The organism is Vibrio sp. 1-2 (7-a) (assembly GCF_013048515.1).
Lineage (GTDB): Bacteria > Pseudomonadota > Gammaproteobacteria > Enterobacterales > Vibrionaceae > Vibrio > Vibrio diabolicus.
Window position 1 is genome coordinate 1 of the sequence record NZ_VHSQ01000026.1, and the last position, 2440, is coordinate 2440.

Genomic DNA, 2440 nt, shown 5'->3' on the forward strand with positions numbered 1-2440 from the left:
TAATTAAGCAACAAAGCCTCGATATTAATCGAATATCAATAAAGATATAGTTTTTTACGATGACGAAAACATTTAATTATAGGTATTTAAAATAGAATTAATGGATATAGTTGAGTGATATATATTTATTTTATAAATCTAATGGATGATTTTTTCTCATTGTAATATTATATAGATAAATATATAAAGGGAACACTAATAGAAGTGTTCCCTTTCGATAATATTATATATAAAATTAGAGTTTAGTGATTTATGTTTATGTTACGAGATCACTTCAATTCGGTCTAAGAATATATCATGTTCATTTTTATTAGTTATAGAAATATGAACTGTACCCTCCTTCAATTCCTTGTATACATTAAAATTTAAAATGTTCTTTAAAACGTAATTTCCAGTTTTACCAGAGACAAACATTCTAGGGGGATTATCATGGTGTGGATCCTTGGTGTTCGGAAAGACAATTGTATCTTGGTCAATGCACCAATTGTTATTAGATACAGAGACACTACATAAGACATCTTGATCACAAGCATAACGAACCCGCACTTTGTAATTATGAGTTATATTATTTATAATTTTCAATGTAACTGTTTGATTCTGCTTAAGATTCACAGCGGAAGCACTGTTGATTGGTTCGTTTACACATCTCACTTCAGTATTAAAATCTCCCTTTTCTAAAGGGAAGCCTTTGATGATATGTATTACATTATTTTCTTCGTCTAAATCTCCAATATAGTTTTCGGGGTATAGATCAAAAGGAACATGACTACTTATAAATCCCCATTTCATATAGTTATCTGCATGTTTTTCTGGTTTGTCGTTTGATTGAACAGGATATATCGCATTTATTTTTTGGTTGCTGAGTGCTGTATTTTGGGATGTTGATCTATTTCCTATTGGAGATGAACCAGCTACTGAATTTCCGTCAACAGATACTAGACTATAATCCAAATACATTGAATTTTGAGAGGTGACGTTAATATAAGTCATTGGACTGCTAACTGTAGATAGTGAATTGTTTTCACCAGCCGATATTGTTGTATTGCCATATTGCAATTTAATCCCGTTGCAATAACCATGTTCTACACCTTTAGTTTTATGGAAATAGTTGTTAAATCCAGCAGAATTTAATTCCATTTTTTTATATGTAAAATTTCTTACATCTGAACTTTCCTTAAACCCGATGCCATAAGACACAGGACTGAAAATATCTATAACATTTATAACTATGTTGTCATTGCCTTCCCATGGACCTACGATATCATTAAATACTAAACGAGTTTGATCAGATTTAAAACTGATATTGTAGTAGTATGCATCATCTAACGCTGGCCAAGTTGATACAATATCAAAGCACTGAAGAGTCATACAGCGAACATAGCGGTTATATTTTATGTAAGAATCTTTTCTGTCTTTTGTTAGTGATGGTAAAAATCTATAGAAAGTATCAGATATTGTTTCTGTATATTCTTTTATTCTTGTTTGTAATAGTCCTCGCAGTGAATTTATCTCCTTACTTTCATCCAGTGTTGATTTATACTTAGTTGCAAATGTAATATACCCTTGTATTAGTATAAGATCCAAAGTTGCAACATTTGTATACATTGGTAGGGTTAACATTACCGTTTCTGCATTAAAATCAGCATCATTTTTTGATAGCTTTGGATTTTTAAAATGAGGCAATGCGTCTTCAATGGTTTGCTTTGCATCATAAAACTGTCTGTTTACACGATAAAAATTATCTTTACTTATATCCTCTGCCGCTCGGATCCCGACATCCGGACCTTCCGAATTACCGATAGCGACTTGCATCTCCCTTTGGAATTCCTTTAATGCACCTTCGATTGAATTAAGATAACTTGTTAAATCATTTAAGGTAAAATCTCTAAACTCATTATCAACAAGACTTTTAACTTGTTTCATAATAAGTTCGAAATATGCTTGATTTGCATCTTCACCAGAAGAACCGCCAAATATTTTAGGAAAAATAAAACCTGTGAACATGTTAATAAATGGAAGTACGGGTCCTGCACCAGGTACCAGCCCTATCAAAGATATTGATGCTCTTGCTAAAGCTGTAAAGTCAACCTGACCAGTTTGTGAAGTATCCCATGCTAACTTAAGGTGTTCGTTTAATACTTTTAAATCTCCATTTTTAGAAAATGTTTTCCAAGCGTCAGTTAACTGATTAAAAGTACTGGAAAATGAATCAAAACTGGACGAGTCTTGAGAAGGGCTATTTGCTAAGACATTACAAAAACTTGAATCAGTAGTCATAATATAACTCCATTTAAGATAGTCAGTATAAACTTTAAGTCCAACAGTTGCTAAGCAACTCACTGTTTAAAATAGAATCATATGCACCTAATTGCAATCATTTTTTAACCTTCTAATAACATATTGGAGTTATCACTAGGTTTTTCTTCCTAAATCGGCTTTG

1 protein-coding gene is annotated in these 2440 nt (G+C 31.8%); it reads right to left on the reverse strand.

Annotated elements, in window-relative coordinates:
• Positions 1-261 precede the first annotated feature (261 nt).
• Complete coding sequence (locus FKN08_RS23575) at positions 262-2277, reverse strand: insecticidal delta-endotoxin Cry8Ea1 family protein (RefSeq protein ID WP_170892981.1); 2016 nt, start codon at positions 2275-2277, stop codon at positions 262-264.
• Positions 2278-2440: the final 163 nt, after the last annotated feature.